At 33.8% G+C, this 19,931-nt stretch carries 17 protein-coding genes; 10 read left to right on the top strand and 7 right to left on the bottom strand.

Annotation, left to right across the window (positions count from 1 at the left end):
• Window positions 1-3 precede the first annotated feature (3 nt).
• The 3 genes from JI750_RS16100 to JI750_RS16090 are packed head-to-tail and all read right to left on the bottom strand — an operon-like array spanning window position 4 to window position 2,814.
• Window positions 4-906 carry an HlyD family secretion protein gene (locus JI750_RS16100; protein WP_202004207.1) on the bottom strand — a complete coding sequence of 301 codons (903 nt, stop codon included), beginning with the start codon at window positions 904-906 and terminating at the stop codon, window positions 4-6.
• Between the two features lie 11 nt (window positions 907-917).
• Window positions 918-2,159, bottom strand: coding sequence for a TolC family protein (locus JI750_RS16095; protein WP_202004204.1), 1,242 nt, complete (start codon window positions 2,157-2,159; stop codon window positions 918-920).
• 28 nt (window positions 2,160-2,187) lie between these two features.
• On the bottom strand, window positions 2,188-2,814 hold the full coding sequence (locus tag JI750_RS16090) for a TetR/AcrR family transcriptional regulator (protein WP_202004201.1): 627 nt from the start codon (window positions 2,812-2,814) through the stop codon (window positions 2,188-2,190).
• Between the two features lie 257 nt (window positions 2,815-3,071).
• Between JI750_RS16090 and JI750_RS16085 the strand changes: the two genes are divergently transcribed.
• The gene (locus JI750_RS16085) at window positions 3,072-3,839 is read left to right on the top strand and encodes a DUF2490 domain-containing protein (RefSeq protein ID WP_202004198.1); all 768 of its coding nucleotides are present in this window, start codon (window positions 3,072-3,074) and stop codon (window positions 3,837-3,839) included.
• A 1-nt stretch (window position 3,840) separates the two neighbouring features.
• On the opposite strand, the gene JI750_RS16080 is transcribed toward JI750_RS16085, so the two are convergent.
• The gene (locus JI750_RS16080; protein WP_202004196.1) at window positions 3,841-4,830 is read right to left on the bottom strand and encodes a YheT family hydrolase; all 990 of its coding nucleotides are present in this window, start codon (window positions 4,828-4,830) and stop codon (window positions 3,841-3,843) included.
• Window positions 4,831-5,079: 249 nt separating this feature from the next.
• Between JI750_RS16080 and JI750_RS16075 the strand changes: the two genes are divergently transcribed.
• A complete protein-coding gene (locus JI750_RS16075) occupies window positions 5,080-6,450 on the top strand; it encodes a sensor histidine kinase (protein WP_202004194.1) in 1,371 nt (456 codons plus the stop codon).
• A 105-nt stretch (window positions 6,451-6,555) separates the two neighbouring features.
• Here the strand turns inward: JI750_RS16075 and JI750_RS16070 are convergent, their stop codons facing one another.
• The gene (locus JI750_RS16070) at window positions 6,556-7,248 is read right to left on the bottom strand and encodes an SIMPL domain-containing protein (protein ID WP_202004191.1); all 693 of its coding nucleotides are present in this window, start codon (window positions 7,246-7,248) and stop codon (window positions 6,556-6,558) included.
• A 51-nt stretch (window positions 7,249-7,299) separates the two neighbouring features.
• The gene (locus JI750_RS16065; protein WP_202004188.1) at window positions 7,300-7,938 is read right to left on the bottom strand and encodes a rhomboid family intramembrane serine protease; all 639 of its coding nucleotides are present in this window, start codon (window positions 7,936-7,938) and stop codon (window positions 7,300-7,302) included.
• Between the two features lie 119 nt (window positions 7,939-8,057).
• Here JI750_RS16065 and JI750_RS16060 point away from each other — a divergent pair, with 119 nt between their 5' ends.
• Window positions 8,058-8,930, top strand: a complete 873-nt coding sequence (locus JI750_RS16060; protein WP_202004174.1) for a lysophospholipid acyltransferase family protein — start codon at window positions 8,058-8,060, stop codon at window positions 8,928-8,930.
• 66 nt (window positions 8,931-8,996) lie between these two features.
• On the opposite strand, the gene glmM is transcribed toward JI750_RS16060, so the two are convergent.
• Window positions 8,997-10,385 carry a phosphoglucosamine mutase gene (gene glmM / locus JI750_RS16055; RefSeq protein ID WP_202004171.1) on the bottom strand — a complete coding sequence of 463 codons (1,389 nt, stop codon included), beginning with the start codon at window positions 10,383-10,385 and terminating at the stop codon, window positions 8,997-8,999.
• Between the two features lie 206 nt (window positions 10,386-10,591).
• Here glmM and JI750_RS16050 point away from each other — a divergent pair, with 206 nt between their 5' ends.
• From JI750_RS16050 to JI750_RS16020, 7 genes are all read left to right on the top strand, one after another.
• Window positions 10,592-11,176 (top strand): acyl carrier protein phosphodiesterase, encoded by a 585-nt coding sequence (locus JI750_RS16050; RefSeq protein WP_202004168.1) that lies wholly within the window; start codon window positions 10,592-10,594, stop codon window positions 11,174-11,176.
• Window positions 11,177-11,197: 21 nt separating this feature from the next.
• The gene (gene ggt, locus JI750_RS16045) at window positions 11,198-12,886 is read left to right on the top strand and encodes a gamma-glutamyltransferase (protein ID WP_202004165.1); all 1,689 of its coding nucleotides are present in this window, start codon (window positions 11,198-11,200) and stop codon (window positions 12,884-12,886) included.
• Between the two features lie 72 nt (window positions 12,887-12,958).
• A complete protein-coding gene (locus tag JI750_RS16040) occupies window positions 12,959-14,743 on the top strand; it encodes a chloride channel protein (protein ID WP_202004162.1) in 1,785 nt (594 codons plus the stop codon).
• Between the two features lie 63 nt (window positions 14,744-14,806).
• Window positions 14,807-15,760: a Fic family protein gene (locus JI750_RS16035; RefSeq protein WP_202004159.1), complete on the top strand. Its 954-nt coding sequence runs from the start codon at window positions 14,807-14,809 to the stop codon at window positions 15,758-15,760.
• A 101-nt stretch (window positions 15,761-15,861) separates the two neighbouring features.
• On the top strand, window positions 15,862-18,693 hold the full coding sequence (uvrA, locus tag JI750_RS16030) for an excinuclease ABC subunit UvrA (RefSeq protein ID WP_202004156.1): 2,832 nt from the start codon (window positions 15,862-15,864) through the stop codon (window positions 18,691-18,693).
• 249 nt (window positions 18,694-18,942) lie between these two features.
• Window positions 18,943-19,107, top strand: coding sequence for a hypothetical protein (locus JI750_RS16025; RefSeq protein ID WP_202004153.1), 165 nt, complete (start codon window positions 18,943-18,945; stop codon window positions 19,105-19,107).
• Window positions 19,104-19,832 (top strand): LOG family protein, encoded by a 729-nt coding sequence (locus tag JI750_RS16020; RefSeq protein ID WP_111425481.1) that lies wholly within the window; start codon window positions 19,104-19,106, stop codon window positions 19,830-19,832. The genes JI750_RS16025 and JI750_RS16020 overlap by 4 nt, the downstream gene beginning before the upstream one ends.
• Window positions 19,833-19,931 lie beyond the last annotated feature (99 nt).

Raw genomic sequence — 19,931 nt, 5'->3', positions numbered from 1 at the left:
GTTTTATTTTGACCAAAGTACTTCTCCGTACATACCAATTTTCAGATAACCATCATTTTTCACCCTTACTTTTATGGCGTAAACCAAATTGGCTCTTTCATCTTTGGTCGGAATTGTTTTTGGAGAAAACTCTGATTTATCTGAAATCCAAGCAATTGTTCCTTGATATTCTTTGTATTTCTTCTCGCCTTCATCTATACGCACTTTAACCTGCTGCCCAATTTTAATTTGTGGCAATTGGGTTCCTGTAATATAGGCTCTCAAATCAAGTGTTTCAAGATTAGCGATTTTATAAAGCGGTTTTCCAATTACTGCCATTTCATATTGTTCTGCATATTTTGTCAAGACCGTTCCTTTAATCGGATTAACAATCATACTTTTATTCAATTGATCTTCAATTCCTTTTAACTGAACTCCAACTGTATTTCCCTGCTGAGTTAAATTTTCAGTTGTGGTTTCCAACGAACTTTTTTGAGCTTTAATCTGAGCCTGTAAAGCGGCAACTTTAGAATTTATATCATCCAATTGTTTTTGAGAAGCGACTCCGCCTTTTACCAATTTTTCAGTTCTATTACGATCTAAAACGGCGTTGTCAAGCTGTCTTTTTAAACTTTCAGTCTGTATTTGTATCTGCGGCCTTCCGCTCAGAATTGCTTTTTCGTTCTGACGCAATTGCATTTTATTAATAGCAAGCTGCGTACTGTCTATAAAACCTACTTTTTGTCCTGCTTCTAATTGCTGGCCTTCTTCTACATTCAATTGTAAAATCTGACCATTTGCTTCTGCTGACAGAATGGTTTCAACAGCTTCAAAAGACCCCGAAGCATCAAAATCATTTTCTTTATTATTGCATGAGAACATGAATATTGCTGGAATAAGAAAATATAAAAGCTTTATCTTTTTCATAGTGTATAGTATTAATTTCCTTTGATTGTTTGATACTCGTATTCTGCCATAAGCAACTGAATTTCATGCAATGCTTTTTCTGCACGTGCATTTCCTTCTTTTTCAGTTGCATTCAATAAATCTATCAGCGGGCCAGCGCCAGTGTCATATTTCAGCTGATATCCTTCGCGAATAGTCTGACGAAGTTTTACAATTTCATCATCATCTTTCAAAATGGCTTTCTGTCGTTCAATATCAGCCGTTTTTTGATTCATTTGAAATCTTGTATTAAATAAAAATGTCTCTTTCTGAACTTCTATTTTTTTCAAATTCTGCTGTGTCAGCTGTTTTTCATTTGAATTTTTGTACAAACCTTTTATATCCCACCCGACACTTACTCCAGCCACTCCAACCGTAGAAATTTTATTGGCTCCCAAATTAATTCCCGGCGCCAAAACTACGCCTGCGCCAAGTAATCCAACTTTAGGCATAAGACTAACTTTCTGCATTTCGGATTGTGCGTTTACCAGATTTCGCTGGCTGGCAAAAAGCAATTGTTCAGGACGTTTGATAATGGTGTCAAGACTAGAAGAATTGAAAGGTTTCCCAAATTTTTCTTGACTGATGTTTTTACCAATCAAATAAGAAAGCATGGTTTGATAACCTTTCTTAGTATACTCAAAATCTTTTTTCTGTCTGCTGAGATTAAGCTGTTCAGCTTTCATTTCATCAACATCCGTTTTGTATACCAAACCATTTTCGTGAAGTTTTTTAACCTTATCAATATTATTGGCAATAATGGCATTTTGAATTTGAAGCTGCTTCAATTGCTCGTCAATAAGCAATACGCCGAAATAAAGCTGATTTACGCGAGAACGTAAATCGTAAAGTGAGACTTCTACAGAAGCTTTATCTGTGTTTGAAGATGCCTCAATAATCTTTTTCTGTGTTTTCGTAGCTCCTCCATCCCAAATCGTCTGATTGACTTGCCCGAGACCAATAAATTTAAATTTGCTGTCGCTTCCTGAACTTCCCAAGGTTGGAAAATCTCCAAAAACATATCCTTCAATTGCGGTTAGACTTATTTGTGGCAAATATGCTTTATTGGCATTACTCAAAGTATATTCTTTACTTTTTTCAATAAGTTCATATTGTTTTATTAAAGGATAATTCTCAACAGCCAACTGATAACTTTGATCAATTGTCAAGGTCTGTGCCTGTGCTGTTATAAAGGACAAGATTCCAATATATTTAAAGTATAATTTCCTTCTCATTACAGTATAAATTAACTTCAGGTTAGTATTAGGCTTTAAACATCATATTGATCCAGATCGGAATTTTTTTCTTGCGCTCTTGCATTAACGCATCAAACTGTTCTGTTTCTAGATTTCTGCTTCCCATAATAATGGGTTTGACAATAAATGGAAAAACGACCAACCCCAACAGATTCATCAAAAAATGCAACGGATTAGGTTCTGTTATTTCTTTATTTTGAATTGCTTCTTGAAATTGCTTAATAAAAACAGAATCATTTACGATTTCTTTAATGGGCAGTTTTTTTAAAAGTTCTTCTGGATTATTACGAATTTCAGTTAAAATAAAGGTTGGAATTTCAGGTTCTACACTGATAAAATCAATGTATCGCTTGGCAATAGTTATTACTTTTTGTTCCAAAGAAGTTTTCTCATCATCCAAAATCACTTTCATACTTCCTATAAAACCAGAAAAAGTTTCTGCCATTATGATTTCAAAAAGTTTAGCCTTGCTTCTAAAATAATAATTAAGCAAAGCAAGATTCAAACCTGCTTCCTCAGCAATATCTCTTGTTCGCGTTGCTGCAAAACCTTTTTTATAAAAAACAGTTTTGGCTGCTGTTTTTATCTTTTCTTCTGTAGTAGAATCTTTTTTCTCAGATGCTGAAGCACTCATATTTAATATTTTTAAAGGCAAAGTTAAGTTTTTTACAAACACGTTAAACAAAATTTTTAATCATTTGATTAAAAATTTTGTTTAACGTGTTTAATATCTTTGATTTAAAACACATAAATGCCTGATACAAAACAAATTAAAACTTAAATATAAGACATAATTTCTCGTTAAAAAAGAATATCTTTACTTTAACAATTCATTACTTATTACCGATTTAAAAGAAATTTACTTTTTCATTAATTTCTAGCGTGCTTTCTATGAAGAACAATTTTGTCGGAATATTGATTTTACTTTTTTCTTTAAATGTGTTTGGACAAACTCAGAAAAAAGAAATTAACCAACAGCTTCAAACTTGGGTTTCCATCAATACGGTTACTCGATTTGCAGATAAATGGGCTGTAATTGGCGATTTTCACATTAGACGAAATGATTTTGTTTCCGATCCGAGTTTTTATTTCATAAGAGGAGGTTTCAGTTATATTCCAAATTCAAATATTTCCTTAAATCTCGGATATGCACACATGTGGCTTGCTCCGTCAAATCCGGACTGGAGTACTTTTTCTGATGAAAACAGGATTTACCAGCAGGCACAATTCAACATAAAATTTGGAAATGTGAGCATTTTGCAGCGTTTGCGAAATGAACAGCGCTGGCAGGAAAAAATAGTCAATGACAAATCTAGCGGCGATTGGCGTTTTACCAATAGAGTTCGTTATCTGATGAGTTTTACTTTTCCCATTTCTGATAAAAAATCATGGCCTCAAATGGTGCTTTCAGATGAAATTCTAATACATTTTGGCGAAGAAGTAGTTTATAATACTTTTGATCAAAATCGTTTTTTTATTGGAATAAGAAAGAGCATCAATCCAAAATGGAGTTACGATTTTGGGTATATGAATGTGTATCAGCAAAAATATTCTGGATATCAGTATGATATGAACCATACTATCAGACTGTTTTTCTATCTCAATACGAGCATTAGAAAAGAGCCCATTCCTACGATTGAAAACTCTGGTGATGAATAAACTAAAGCTTTCCTAAATTGAAAGTATCATTAGACTTGAAAGATTCAAAGAACTCAAAAGCTCTTTTCTCGGCATAAGAATAATCAGAATCTCGAAGCGGAAAAGCACAATGTCCGCCATATTTTGGGGTTTCCAGATAAACAAATGCACTGTCTTTGGCAATAGTTCTCGGGTAACATCTTTCGCCCAAAAAAGGATCGTCGAGTGAATTAATAATTAAAACTGGAGTAGTAATATCCTTTAGAGAAAACTCTGGAGAAACACGTTCGTAATAATCATCTCGGCTAGCAAAACCATGAAGTGGTGCCGTAAAATATTGATCTACTTCGTCAAAAGAAGTAATATTATCTATTTGATCGCGGTTGATGAAATCTGGAAATTGAGCCGCTTTGTATTTGAGCTTTTTCTTGATATCGATTGTAAAATTCTTTAGATAAACTCTATTAAAACCTTGTTTAAGCACCTCGGCACTTGTGGCAATATGAGTAGGAACCGAAATTGAAACCGCAGCTTTTATACGCTCGTCTATTTTTGTCCAGCCCAAATAATTAAGAAGCTGAACGCCTCCCATTGAATATCCTATCAAATAAATATCTTTAATTCCTTTTCTCAATGCAAAACGTACCACTTCATCAAGATCGTCAACTGCTCCATGATGATACAACCTCGGAAGACGATTCATCTCTCCACCGCAAGTGCGATTGTTCCAAGCAAAAACCGAAAAACCTTTCTGCAGAAAATAAGCTGCACAGCTGTTGTTGTAGGTTCTGCGCGAATCTCCTTCTAAGCCATGACATAAAATAACTGCTTTTTTTGAGTCATTTAGAATATAGTCGATGTTGATAAAATCTCCGTCATTCAATTCATGTTTTTCTCTTGTATATTCAGGTACTTCGAACCTTTTTATCAAGGCAGCATAAATGGTAGAAACATGCCTGTTGCGATGAATAATCGATGGAGAATTATATTCTGATTGTTCAATTAATGGCATAACAAAGAGTTTTGTGGTACTTTTTACAAATCTAAGAAATCATTCAATATGTAATTTAATTCTTTCTTTTAATTATTTCCTTTTTTGAATAATTTAACTTTATGTAAATTTAAAAAAACAGTAACAATTCTAAAGAAAACTAATTGTTAAATATGCAAGAACACGGCTCATGAAGCGCCAACTCTGGTCTGAATGTTTACTTTATTTGTATATTTGTAAAATCGATTTCCAAAAAGCAAAATCCTTTTAATGTTTGAACTTTTACCAGTAGATCCAAAAACCATTTTTCTGCTTTATTTCTGGGGTATTTTTTTTACCTGCCTCCTTATTTTTAGTTTTTCGTTTTCGTATGCCAATAGTGATAACAGAAAAATATTAAAATGGTTTGGATTAGGTAAATTAATACTGACTCTTGCTTGGATACTGGCTCTTTTACGAAATATTATTCCAGACTTTATTTCTATCAATATTGCCAATTCTATGATTTTTGGCGCTTGCTGTTTCGAAACGCTTGCAATGCTGTCACTCATTAAAGCCCATGCAAAAAGACAGTTTCAAATTCAGATAGCCATTACAGCAATAGCGATATTGCTTTTTAATATTTCAACATTTTTTTATGCCTCAATGAATACTCGTGTTATCATTGGCGGTATTGGTGTTTTTGCCATCTACTTATTGCCTACAATTATTTATTTTATAGAAAAAGAAAAAAGCTTTTTCAAAACTTTCTATGTTTTGTGCTATACAGGATTCGAAATTCTAATTGTAATACGAATAATCCACAGATACTTGCATCCTCAAGATCTTATCATTTCCAATGATACTTTTGATAGCTTTTACAGCATCTGTTTGTTTCTTTTGACTTTGATTGGAATTGTTGGCTTTTTGCTTTTGGTAAAAGAAAGACAGGATCACAAAATCAAAAAGCTTTTGAACGACAAAAACCAGTTTTTCTCTATTATTTCACACGATTTAAGAGGACCTTTAGGTTCATCGGTTTCTCTTTCTGAAATTTTGCTGGAAAATATAGATCAGTATAGCCGTGAAGAAATAAAAGAGATATCAGAACTGCTGCATGACTCCAATAAAAATATTTACAAACTGCTTGAAAATCTTTTAGAATGGTCTAAAGTCCAAACTGGAATGATTACTTTTCATCCTAAAAACATATTGCTAAATGCCTTAATTGAGGAGAATATTGAACTAAACAGAAATGTAGCTTTAAATAAAAATATATCTATCCTATTTGAATCGGATGAGCTTGTAGAAACTGCCGCCGATAAAAATATGATCAGTACTATTTTACGAAATTTGCTGAGCAATGCCATTAAATTTACGGACAAAAACGGCGAGATTAAAGTCAAACTAATCAAAACAAATCAAGAAGTAGAAATTTCTATTACAGACAACGGAATTGGAGTTCCTGACGCGATAAAAGAAAAGTTATTTAAAATTAACGGAAAGGTATTGCAGAAAGGAACAGAAAACGAACTCGGAAGCGGACTTGGACTATTACTTTGTAAGGAGTTTGTAAATACTCATAAAGGAACTATTTGGGTAGAAAGCGAAATGGGCAAAGGAAGTTCTTTTAAATTTACGTTGCCTCTACTTTTAAATTAAATTCCAAATCTTAAATTCTAAATTCCAATCTCGAACAAAATAAAAAAATCCAAATCCCAGTATAATTGGAATTTGGATTTTTTTTATTTGGAATTTTAGAACCGTTTAGTCTAAAACAAAACTTACACTAACATTTGCTGTAATTTCGATTTCGCCAATTGCTAAAGTTTCGTTTGAAGCTCCTCCCATTGAGTCTGCTTCTTTCATTCTCATAGCTGCGTACATTGGCTGTGGACGGTAAATTTGAGAGTTATCAGAAATTGTAAACGCCTTACCTACTTTTTGCCCTAAAACTGAAACGTATTCCTCAGCTTTTGTTTTAGCATCTTTCATCGCCAATTTTCTAGCTTCAGATTCATATTGCGCTAATTTAGATGTTTCAAAAGAAACTTTGTCAATTCTGTTGATTCCTTGCTGAACCAAACCTTCCATTAACTCATCATACTTAGCTAAATCTTTTACTACAATTTCTACCGTTTGTGTAGCATTATAAGAAGTTTTCTTTTTCTCGTAATCATACTGCGGATTAAGCGCTACTTGTTTTGTTTTGAAATCTGCTGTCGGAATATTCATTTTTTTGATGAATTTTAAAACAGCATCCATCTTTTCGTCATTTTGTTTTTTAACATCTTTAGCATTATTCCCTTTTGTTTCAACCGAAGCTGAAATACAAACCTGATCAGGTGCTACTTTTACTTTTCCTTCTCCATTAACATTAATTAGAGGTATTTGTTTGATTTCTTGGCCGTAAGACATAGTCATAAACATGATTGTTAAAAATAATACTAGTTTTTTCATTTTTGTTATATTTTAATGTTTGATTAGAGCATTCCAAAAGTTGTGCCAAGCTTAGAGTTTTCCCAATTTTGCCATTCCAAAGAGGATCAAAATCGGAATCGCAAGCAGAATTACCATCAATGTATGGTCTGTAAATAATGATGGCATTTTTATTAAAGTAATCAGATACCCTCCTATAGCACCTCCAAAGTGTGCTGTATGTCCAATATTGTCATTTTTGGCTTTCATTCCATAAATTGAGTATAATAAATACAAAATTCCAAAAATATAAGCAGGCATCGGAATGACAAAAAATATTCCGAGCATCATGTCAGGCTGCAGTAATATTGCCGAATACAAAACGCCAGTGACAGCGCCTGATGCTCCAACGGCTCTATAGCTATAATCGTTTTTATGAAATAACATGGTAAGAAGGCTTCCGAAAATTAAACTTCCGAAATAAACCAGAACAAAAGAAAAATTACCAAGCCAATTTAAAACTACGGGCGCAAAAAAATACAAAGTCAGCATATTAAAAATCAAATGCATCATGTCTACATGAAGAAAACCAGAAGACAACATTCTAATTTGCTCTCCAGAACGAATGCTTCCTACATGAAATTCGTATTTTCTAAAAAAATAAAGGTCGTTAAAACCTTTATAACTAATAACAACGTTCGCAACGATAATCGCTATTAAAATAATATTCATAAGTAATAATTAGTGTGAATTCAGAATTGTAAATATAATCATTCTTAAAGATAAGTTAGCAAGAATGCAAAATAGCAGTCGCTAATCATTTTTAATTTATCTTTGTCAAAAAAATTTAAATGCAGTTTCTTGTTTATATTTTAGCCTACCCATTACTTTGGCTTATCTCTATACTTCCTTTTCCGATATTTTACTTATTCTCAGATTTCGTCTGTTTTTTGGTATATAGAGTGATCGGATATCGTAAAAAAGTAGTTCGTGAGAATCTTGCCCTTACTTTACCTCATTTAAATGATGCGGAAAGAAAAGTAATTGAAAAGAAATTCTACAAACATATGTGTGACCTGTTTTTAGAAATGGTGAAAACCATGAGCATGTCTCCTGAAGAAATGGAAGGAAGATTTCATGTAACAAACATTGATCTTGTGCTTGATTATGCTAAAAGAGGAAAAAGCGTAATTCTTGTGGCTTCACATTATGCAAGTTATGAATGGCTTTTAACCATTAATCCCAAACTCGGATTTCAAGGGGTTGCGGTTTACAAAAGGCTGGCTAATCCTTATTTTGACAGATTAATTCGAAAAATTCGTTCTAAATACAATACCGAAATGATCGAAACCAGAAAAGCGATTCCAACGATGGCAAAAAACCAGCGTGAGGGCATTTTAAGCCTTTACGGTTTAGCAAGCGACCAATCGCCAAAAATGGAAAGAATTTTTCATTCGATGAAATTTATGGGAGTCGAAGTTCCTGTGCATACAGGTGCCGAAACATTAGCAAAAAAATATGATTTGGCAGTACTTTTTGTAGAGGTTAAAAAAGTTAGAAGAGGTTATTATGAGGCTACATTTATTCCTCTTGCTGATAATCCGAAAGAATTTGAAAATTTTAAAATCACTGAAATGTATCTTAAAGAAGTAGAAAAACAAATTCTAGAAGCTCCCGAATTTTATTTGTGGACACACAAAAGATGGAAACACCGCATAGAATAATCTCCAAAATAAAACAAGCCTCTTTAGAAATTTCCTAAGAGGCTTTTTTTAATTAAAAACTGAAATTTAGATTCCAGCAATCACTTTAATTTCATCAATAATTCGAAGTGCTAATTTATCTGCTGCATCTTGAGAAGGTGCTTCAGTATAAATACGAATAATTGGTTCTGTGTTTGATTTTCTTAAATGAACCCATTCTGTAGCAAAATCAATTTTTACACCGTCAATTGTCGAAATATCTTCGTTTTTATATTTCTCAGTCATTTGAGTTAAAATTGCATCAACATCAATTTGTGGTGTCAATTCAATTTTGTTTTTGCTCATGTAGTATTCAGGATAAGAAGCTCTCAAAGCAGAAACTGGCATTTTTTTATTTGCCAAATGCGTTAAGAACAAAGCAACTCCAACCAAACTATCTCTTCCGTAGTGCAATTCAGGATAGATAATTCCACCATTTCCTTCACCACCGATTACAGCATTGTTTTTCTTCATTAATTCTACCACGTTTACCTCTCCTACTGCACTTGCTTCGTAGCTTCCGCCGTGCGCTTTAGTAACATCTCTTAAAGCACGAGAAGATGACATGTTAGAAACTGTATTTCCAGGAGTTTTGCTTAAAACATAATCTGCGCAGGCAACCAAAGTATATTCTTCACCAAACATTTCACCATCTTCACTAATAAATGCCAAACGGTCAACATCTGGATCTACTACGATACCAAAATCTGCTTTTTCTTTTACTACTAATTCTGAAATATCAGTCAAATGTTCTTTTAAAGGTTCTGGATTATGCGGAAAATGTCCGTTTGGCTCGCAGTATAATTCTACTACTTCAACTCCCATTAATTTTAGAAGTTTCGGAATAATAATTCCTCCTGAAGAGTTAACACCATCAACAACCACTTTAAACTTAGCTTCTTTTACTACTTCGATATCAACCAATGGCAAGTTTAAAACTTCATCGATGTGAATATCCATATAAGCATCATTAGAAATAACTTCACCTAAACTGTCCACATCAGAAAAATCAAAAGCTTCTGCTTCAGCAATTTCAAGGATTTTTGCTCCATCAGCTCCACTCAAAAATTCACCTTTAGCATTTAATAATTTTAAAGCATTCCATTGTTTTGGATTGTGAGAGGCTGTTAAAATAATTCCACCGTCAGCTTTTTCTAAAGGAACAGCCACTTCAACAGTTGGCGTTGTAGAAAGTCCAAGATCAATTACATCGATTCCTAAACCGATTAAAGTATTTACTACCAAATTATGAATCATTGGTCCTGAGATTCTTGCATCACGGCCAATTACAACTGTCAATTTATCTTTAGCAATATTATTTTTTAAGAAAGTTCCGTATGCCGATGCAAATTTTACAGCATCAACAGGAGTTAAATTATCTCCTACTTTTCCTCCGATCGTTCCGCGGATTCCAGAAATAGATTTTATTAGAGTCATTTTAATGAGTTAGGGTTATTTTTATTACAAATATAGAAAAGTTACTGAGTTACTAAGTTACTAAGGCTCTAAGATTTTCAAATTATAATGCCGTATAAAGTCAAAAAGACACGATTTTATAACAAAATGATTTAAAAAAGTTTTTATACATTTACTAAATAACTTAGAATCTTTAGAGCATTTAGATTCTTAGAAACTTACAAAAAATGAATTTCTTAGCCCATATATATCTTTCTGGAGACAATGATTTAATTAAAATCGGGAATTTTATGGCGGATGGAATTCGCGGTAAACAGTTTGAGCATTTCCCTGAAGATGTGCAAAAAGGAATTCTACTGCATCGATTCATTGACACCTATACCGATTCTCACGATATTTTTAGAAAAAGCACCAAACGTCTTCACGAGCGATACCATCATTATGCGGGAGTTATTGTAGATATTGTTTACGATCATTTCTTAGCCAAAAACTGGACACAATATTCTGATGAAGAATTAGAACTTTTTGTTAAACGCTTTTATCATTCTTTACATAATAATTATGATATTTTAACCGAAAAAACACAAGGTTTAATGCCTTATATGATTGAAAGAAACTGGCTTTTGAGTTATCGTACTACCGAAGGAATCCAAAATATATTAACCCAAATGGACAGAAGATCTAAAAATATTTCTCAAATGCAGTTTGCTGTCGAAGAGCTTACTGAGTTTTATAATGAATTTGAAGAAGAATTTACACTGTTCTTTGAGGAAATGAGAGAACAAGCCAAAGAAAAACTGCTTTCTCTTTGAGCCAATTTAATTTTAGTACACATGAAAAAAATTACACTTTTAATCGCCCTTTTATATATAAGCAGCAGCAATGCACAACAGACAAATCCAAATCCGACTGGATTGGTAGTTACAAAAGCAATGGTGGTTTCTGCCCGCGAGGAAGCTTCAAAAATAGGTTCTGATATTATGAAAAATGGAGGAAACGCTTTTGATGCCATGGTCGGAACAGAGTTAGCTCTTGCGGTTGCTTTTCCGTTTGCAGGAAATATAGGCGGTGGCGGATTTATGGTGTACAGAAAAGCAAATGGCGAAGTAGGTTCTATAGATTATCGCGAAAAAGCTCCACTGGCAGCTACAAAAGATATGTTTTTGGATGGCGAAGGAAATGTAATAAAAGGAAAAAGCACTCAGACAGCACTTGCTATTGGCGTTCCAGGTACAATTGCGGGTGTTTTTGCTGTTCATAAAAAATACGGTACAATGCCTATCTCTAAAATCCTTGAGCCTGTAATTACTTTGGCAGAAAGAGGTGTTATAGTGACTAAAAAACAAGAGAAAAGCTTAAAAGATTATCATGAAAGTATTGTAAAAATAAACGGAGAGAATTCTCCGGCATCAAAAGCTTACCAAGAAAACGACACTATAAAATATCAGGCGCTTGCAAAAACTTTAAGAAGAATTCAGAAAAAAGGGAGAAACGAATTTTATAAAGGCGAAACGGCAAAAATCTTAGTCAATTATTTAAAGGAAAAAGGCGGTATTATCACAATGCAAGATTTAGCTAAATATGAAGCTAAATGGAGAAAACCTTTGCAGTTTACTTATAAAGATTTAAAAATTACTTCGATGGCTCCGCCAAGCAGCGGCGGAATCTGTTTAGCTCAAATCTTAAAAATGCTAGAGCCTTATGATTTAGCCAAAATGAGACATAATTCTGCAGAAGCAATTCAGGTAATTGTTGAAGCCGAAAGAAGAGCTTATGCTGATAGGAGTTATTTTTTAGGCGATCCAGATTTTGTCAAAATTCCGATAAAAGAATTGTTAGACGAAAATTACCTTCGTGAAAGAATGGCAAGTTTCAATCCTGAAAAAGCAACTTTGTCTAGCGAAATAAAAGAAGGGAAAGTGAATTATGCTGAAAGTACCGAAACTACTCATTACTCAATTGTCGATCAATTCGGAAACGCTATTGCTGCCACAACAACTTTGAATGACGGTTATGGCTCTAAATATTACTGTGACGAATTAGGTTTCTTTTTAAACAATGAAATGGATGATTTTAGTGCTAAACCTGGTTCTCCAAATATGTTTGGTTTGGTTGGAAATGAAGCCAACAGCATCGCTCCCCAGAAACGAATGCTGAGTTCTATGACACCAACAATTGTAGAGAAAAACGGAAAACTTTTTATGGTAGTTGGAACACCGGGAGGTTCAACGATTATTACTTCTGTTTTACAGACAATTCTAAATGTCTATGAATACAATTTAAGCATGCAAGAAGCAGTTAATGCTCCACGTTTTCACCATCAATGGCTGCCAGATTTAATTACTTTCGAGCCTAATACTTTTGAAACTAAAACTATAGACAGCCTTAAAGCAAAAAGTTATATCATCAACGAAAAGCCAACTCCAATTATCGGAAAAGTAGATGCCATTTTGGTTTTACCAGATAATAAATTAGAAGGCGGAGCCGACTTTAGAGGCGATGATAAAGCTGTTGGTTTTTAATAGTTCTAAGTTTTTATTTTTTTAATCTAACATTATGAACTAATTTTGTAAGAACGATAATTTTAAAACCGAATGCTAAAAAAATATTTCAGAAGACTCGAAAGCATCATTGCTTTGGCACAATCCTTAATGACTCCAAAGCAGTTTCTTTTTTTGTCAAGCGTTCTTATTGGAATATCTTGCTCTCTTGCCGTTATCGTACTTAAAACTTTCGCACATAGCGTTTTCTCTTTTGCAACTTATATTAATGGAATTCTAAAATTGAGCTTCATTAACAGTATTCTGCCTATTATTGGTATTACATTAACTGTTTTTGTTGTAAACAAAGTTCTTAACGGAAGCATTCAAAAAGGAACTTCACAAATCTTGTATGCGGTTGCCAAAAAAGCTAGTATTATTCCAAGAAAGCAAATGTATGCTCAAATTGTTACGAGTTCGTTAACAGTTGGTTTAGGAGGTTCTGCTGGTTTAGAGAGTCCAATCGTTATTACTGGAGCAGCATTTGGTTCAAATTACGCCCAGAATTATAAGATGCAGTATAAGGATCGAACTTTATTAATTGGATGCGGGGTTGCCGCTGGTATTGCTGCCGCTTTTAACGCACCTATTGCTGGAGTTCTTTTTGCAATTGAAGTTCTGTTGGTAGACGTGAGCATCTCTGCTTTTACTCCAATTATGATTTCTGCTGCAACTGGCGCTTTGGTTTCTGCAATTGTATTGGACGAAAGCATTTTATTAAGTTTCAAAAAACAAGAAACATTTGATTACCATAACATTCCATTTTATGTTATTTTGGGTGTGCTTACGGGATTGGCAGCGATTTATTATTCAAGAAATTTTCAGAGAGTAGAGCATTATTTTGCCAAACAACAAATCAATCCTTATAGAAAAGCTTTAATTGGTTCCTCTCTTCTTGCTTTGTTAATTTTTATTTTTCCGACTCTGTTTGGTGAGGGATACGAAAGCATCAAAACCTTATCTGAAACCGATCCAGGAAAATTATTGGATAATACTCTTTTTGCCGATTTTAGAAATAATCAGTGGGTTTTACTTTTATTTATTGGAGCCACTATGATGGTTAAAGTATTTGCTTCAGGATTAACTCTAGGAAGCGGTGGAAATGGAGGTAACTTTGCTCCTTCTCTATTTCTAGGATCATATTTAGGATATTTCTTTTCTAAACTAGTTACGATGATAGGATTATCAAAACTTCCTATCAGTAATTTTACAATGGTTGGAATGGCTGGAATTTTGAGCGGTTTATTTCATGCACCTTTAACTGCAATCTTCTTAATTGCAGAAATTACAGGAGGTTACGGATTAATGATTCCGTTGATGATCGTTTCTTCCATCAGTTTTGCCATTTCTAAACGTTTTGAAAAATATTCGCTTGACGTAAAAGGATTAGCTAAAAAAGGCCACGCATTTACAAGCAATAAAGATTCAAACATTTTATCGACTTTAGATATCGACTCGATTATTCAATGTGATTATTTAACTGTCCATCCAGATGAAAATCTAAGTAAATTGGTAGATCTTATTTCGCATTCCAACCAAGTTGTTTTTGCCGTTGTTAATAATGAGAAAGATCTGGTTGGAGTTGTTCATTTTAATGACATTAGAGAAATCATATTCAATTCTTATCGTGTGAAATATACTTTCATTAGAGATGTAATGAAAGCACCATCGGCTACAATTTCTACGTTAGACAGCATGGAAATTGTAATGAGAAAATTTGAAACTACAAAATCTGCTTTTCTTCCTGTTTTAAGAGACGGAAAATACCACGGATTTATTTCTAAATCAATAGCGCTAGAAGCCTACAGAACAAAACTTCGTTCAATGACAATTGAATAAGCTTAGTATCGGATACGTTAAAAATTTTTATTATCCGATATTAAGAAGTATCTTTGTAGGATTATGTTTAATATTGACCTAACATACCGCGAAGAATTTCAATCAACATTTGATCGATTGTACCAAAAAAGGCAAGAACTGAAAAACAGCAGACCATTGCCTAATATTGCTTTGAATAAAATACGAGAAAGCCTTTCTCTAGAATGGACTTACAATTCTAATAGTATTGAAGGAAACACGCTTAGTTTGAGAGAAACCCAAATGGTCATTCAAGAAGGCATTACCATTAAGGGAAAATCGCTTCGTGAACATTTTGAAACTCATAATCACGACAAAGCTATTGATTATCTTTATTCAATAGTTGATGAAGAATACAAGCTAAGAAGTGTTGATATTCTTTCCATTCATGGTTTGGTAATGCGTTCTATCGAAGAAGATTTTGCTGGAAGAATTCGTAACGGAGGAGTTCGAATTTCAGGAGCTAATTTCATGCCTCCAAATGCTAATAAAGTTTCAGACTATTTAGATGAACTGATTGAGTTTATCAATACAAATCCTTTAAATTTAAACGATATAGAACTCGCAACAATTTACCATCATAAGCTAGTTTGGATTCATCCATTTTTTGATGGAAACGGGCGTACGGTTCGTTTAAGCATGAATTTACTATTGATGCGATGTGGTTTTCCACCAGCGATTATTTTAAAAAATGATAGAAAGAAATATTACGAAGCACTTAATCAAGCTAATAATGGAAATTATCAAAAACTGACACTTTTGATGTGCCAAGCACTCGAAAGAACGCTTAATATTTATCTTGGTGCGATGCCTGAAAGCCCTTATGACTATCAATCGATTCAAAATATTGTGAGCGAACCAGACACCCCTTATGGTCAAGAATATGTTAGTTTATTGGCCAGAACAGGCAAAATTGACGCCTATAAAGAAGGCCGAAATTGGTACACCACAAAAGAAGCTATAGAAAACTATATGGCAACCCGAAAAAGAAAACGCTGATTTACAATCAACGTTTTTTGTTACTAATTGTAACATAAAGTTTTGCTATCGAGCACTAAAAGAACAAATCAAAGTGGTAACTTTGCGTTTTGCTCAAAATTATGTTAGATAAAGACAATACTATTGAAGTTCTTGGTGCAAGGGTTCACAATCTAAAAAATATCGATATATCTATTCCGCGTGAAAAATTGGTAGTAATTACTGGTTTATCAGGTTCGGGAAAATCTTCTTTGGCATTTGATACGATTTATGCTGAAGGTCAGCGTCGTTATGTTGAAACTTTTTCAGCTTACGCTAGACAATTCCTTGGCGGATTAGAACGTCCTGATGTAGACAAAATAGATGGACTTTCTCCTGTAATCGCGATTGAACAAAAAACAACCAGTAAAAGTCCGCGCTCTACCGTTGGGACTATTACTGAAATTTACGATTTCCTAAGGCTTTTATACGCGCGTGGTGCAGATGCATACAGCTACAACACTGGCGAAAAAATGGTTTCGTATTCTGATGAACAGATTAAAGATCTGATTATTCAGGATTATAACGAAAAACGAATCAATATTCTAGCGCCGGTAATTAAAGCCAGAAAAGGTCATTACGCCGAATTATTCCAACAAATTACCAAACAAGGATTCTTGAAAGTTCGTGTAAATGGCGAAGTTCAAGATTTAGTTGCGGGAATGAAATTGGATCGTTATAAAACACACGATATTGAGATTGTTGTAGACAGAATGGTAATTGAAGATAATCCTGATACTCAAAAACGATTATCTGAAAGCATCAATACAGCGATGCATCACGGCGAAGATGTTTTGATGATTTTGGATCAAGATTCTAATGAAGTTCGTTATTTCAGTAGAAACTTAATGTGTCCTTCAACAGGAATATCGTATCAGAATCCAGAACCTAATTTATTTTCGTTTAACTCTCCAAAAGGAGCTTGTCCACATTGCAACGGATTGGGAACTGTACACGAAATCAACGTCAAGAAGATCATTCCAAATCCGAAATTATCTATAAAAGCAGGCGCTTTTGCTCCTCTAGGCGAATACAAATCTTCATGGATTTTCAAACAATTGGAAACCATTGGAGAAAAATTCGGGTTTAAAATAACCGATGCAATTGAGAAAATTCCTGAGGAAGCAATGCAAATGATTTTGTATGGCGGAAAAGATAAATTTTCTATCAACTCAAAAGATCTTGGCGTAACGAGAGAATATAAAATTGATTTTGAAGGAATTTCTAATTTCATCAAAAATCAATATGATGAAAGTGCCACAACCAGCATAAAACGTTGGGCAAAAGATTTTATGGACGAAATTAATTGTCCTGTTTGCGATGGCTCACGTCTTAAAAAAGAAGCTTTATTTTTTAGAGTAAATGAAAAAAATATCACCGAATTGTGTGATATGGATATTTCGGATTTGACAGCTTGGTTTCAAGATCTAAATAACAATTTGACTGATAAACAGCTTTTAATTGCTTCTGAAGTTGTAAAAGAAATCAAAGACCGTTTGAACTTCCTGATGAATGTTGGTTTGAATTATCTGGCTTTAAGCCGAAGTTCAAAATCGCTTTCGGGTGGTGAAGCACAGCGCATTCGTCTAGCAACTCAAATTGGTTCTCAGTTAGTTGGTGTTTTATATATTTTGGATGAACCAAGTATTGGTCTGCACCAAAGAGATAATGAAAAACTGATTCATTCTTTGGAACAATTACGAGATATCGGAAATTCGGTTATTGTTGTTGAACACGACAAAGACATGATTGAAACAGCGGATTATGTTATTGATATTGGTCCAAAAGCTGGTAAATACGGGGGAGAAATTATTAGTATAGGAACTCCAAAAGAAACTTTAGCTTCAGACACTATTACCGCTCAATATTTGAATGGTAAAATGAAATTTGATATTCCGAAGAAAAGAAGAAAAGGAAATGGCAAATTCTTAAAACTGACTGGAGCAACGGGAAACAATCTTAAAAACGTTTCGATAGAAATTCCGTTAGGGCAATTAACTTGTGTTACGGGAGTTTCAGGAAGCGGAAAATCGACTTTGATTAATGAAACGCTATATCCGATTTTAAATGCGTATTATTTTAATGGAGTAAAAAAACCACAACCTTATAAAAAGATTGAAGGTTTAGAACATATTGATAAAGTAATTGATATTGATCAAAGTCCGATTGGAAGAACACCGCGTTCAAATCCGGCAACATACACAGAGGTCTTCACAGAAATCAGAAATCTATTTACAATGACTTCTGAAAGCATGATACGTGGTTATAAAGCGGGGCGTTTTAGTTTTAACGTGAAAGGTGGACGTTGCGAAACCTGCGAAGGTTCTGGCGTAAGAACAATCGAAATGAACTTTTTACCAGATGTTTATGTAGAATGTGAGACTTGCCAAGGAAAACGTTTTAATAGAGAAACTTTAGAAATTAGATACAAAGGAAAATCTATTTCGGATGTTTTGGATATGACGGTTGATGAAGCGGTTCCATTCTTTGAGAATATTCCGAAGATTTATAGAAAAATAAAAACCATTCAAGATGTTGGTTTGGGTTACATTACGCTTGGGCAGCAAAGTACAACGCTTTCTGGTGGTGAAGCGCAGCGTATAAAACTAGCAGGTGAATTGTCTAAAAAAGATACAGGAAATACATTTTATATTCTTGATGAACCAACTACAGGTTTACACTTTGAAGACATTCGAGTTTTGATGGAAGTAATCAATAAACTGGTTGATAAAGGAAATACTATTCTAGTTATAGAACACAACATGGACGTTATCAAACTTGCCGATTATATTATAGATATCGGCCCAGAAGGCGGAAAAGGGGGAGGTCAATTGGTTGCCAAAGGAACTCCAGAAGAAGTGGCTCAGAATAAAAAGAGTTATACGGCTAAGTTTTTGAAAAAAGAGCTAGAGTAAGAATGATCTTTGTCAAAGTTTAAAATTTTGACAAAGATTTAAGTCCAAAAAACTTCCTGCTTACATACACACTATACACCTGATAATGAATCAAAAACCGAATTTGATTATTATCGCAGTATTACTTTTGGATTATAATTACTGCTTTTTGTAACAATTCTAGAAAAAAGCGTTAATTTAGTGTCCGCTTTTTTTGAAAAATCCATGCTTTTTTAAAGAAAACATGTTTCAATTAAACCGAATGTTTGTTTGAAACCAACTGCCCTAGCCCTGATGGGAGCGGCATCTCCCGATTTAGAAAAACAAGGCTTTTTAGCCGTAGTTTTTGTTTATCGGGAATATAGCGGACAGCAGGAATCAGCTCCTTCTTCCGATTACATAAAACATAATAATAAATTAAAATACCTAAAATGAGATTAGAAGATTTTGATAATGATGAAGATAAAGTAATTCAAGACCGTTTGAAACAAAGAACGTGGAATGAAATTAAAACCAATGACAGCTGGGCAATTTTTAAAATTATGTCTGAGTTTGTAAATGGTTACGAAGCAATGGGACGTATTGGTCCTTGTGTTTCTATTTTTGGATCGGCGAGAACAAAACCAGAGGATAAGTACTACCAGTTGGCAGAAAAAATCGCTTATAAAATCAGTAAAGCAGGTTACGGTGTGATTACAGGAGGTGGTCCCGGAATTATGGAAGCTGGTAATAAAGGAGCACATTTGGGCGGAGGAACTTCGGTTGGTTTAAATATCGAACTTCCGTTTGAGCAGCATTTCAATCCGTACATTGACCATGATAAAAACTTAAATTTCGACTATTTCTTTGTGAGAAAAGTAATGTTCGTAAAATATTCGCAAGGTTTTGTGGTTATGCCAGGAGGTTTTGGAACTTTAGACGAAATGTTTGAAGCCATCACTTTGATTCAGACGAAGAAAATTGGAAAGTTTCCGATTATTTTGGTTGGAGTTGAATTCTGGTCTGGCTTAATTGAATGGGTTAAAACTGTTTTAGTTGAAAAAATGCACACAGTAAGCCCAGAAGATTTGAATTTGTTTAAAATTGTAGATACAGAAGACGAAGTTGTAGAGGCATTGGATAAATTCTACAAAAAGTACGATTTAAGTCCGAATTTCTAATTTTTCAAAGCATCAAAGTGATTATAACTATATTTAATCGCAACGTTCAAAGCGATTCTTTTAAATGAACTTATATCACTGATATGGTTAAATTATACT

Source organism: Flavobacterium tagetis (assembly GCF_016735615.1).
Classification (GTDB): domain Bacteria; phylum Bacteroidota; class Bacteroidia; order Flavobacteriales; family Flavobacteriaceae; genus Flavobacterium; species Flavobacterium tagetis.
Note: the sequence above shows the minus strand (reverse complement) of the source record. Positions and strands in the feature narration are given on the sequence as shown.